1 protein-coding gene is annotated in these 608 nt (G+C 66.8%); it reads right to left on the reverse strand.

The window, feature by feature from the left end; translation table 11 throughout:
- Positions 1-47 precede the first annotated feature (47 nt).
- A partial coding sequence (locus tag ABB26_RS19210; RefSeq protein WP_161809075.1) for an MFS transporter occupies positions 48-608 on the reverse strand: 561 nt, incomplete at its 5' end.

Genomic DNA, 608 nt, shown 5'->3' on the forward strand with positions numbered 1-608 from the left:
GCGGCCTGCTTATTGTCACTAATCCGGGTGATGACGCGGTAGTGGGCTCAGGGTTGTGCTGCCGCACGTTGGGCCCGCTGGCTGTTGCGCTCCCATTTCCATGCCACGCCGCTGGCAACGGCGAACAACCCCGCACCGATGGCCAGCCACAGCCCGCTGCGGCTCAGCAGCGGCGACAGCACACCGGCGATGATGGAGTTGGTCAGCAGCGTGCTGAATGCCTGCATCGACGAAGCCGTGCCCCGCTGCCGCGGGTACATGTCGAGGATGGCCAGGCTGAGGATCGGGAAGATCAACGCCACGCCGAACGACGCCAGTGGCAGCGACAGCACCGCCCACGGCACGCTCATCTGCGGCGCCAGCGCGTTGTAGCCGATGTTGTACAGGGTGGCCATGGCGATGCAGGCGTAGCCGATGCGCACGGCACGCGCTCCGTCGATGCGCCCGGCCGCACGGCCCGAGGCGTAGGCGCCCAGCGCCATGCCGCCGATGGTGGGAATGAACAGCCACGCAAACTGGCGCTCGTTCAAATGCAGCAGGTCCAGGATGAATGCCGGTGCCGAGGCGATGTAGAGGAACAATCCGCCGAAGCCGAACGAACCCGCCGC

This window comes from Stenotrophomonas humi (genome assembly GCF_001431415.1).
Classification (GTDB): Bacteria; Pseudomonadota; Gammaproteobacteria; order Xanthomonadales; family Xanthomonadaceae; genus Stenotrophomonas; species Stenotrophomonas humi.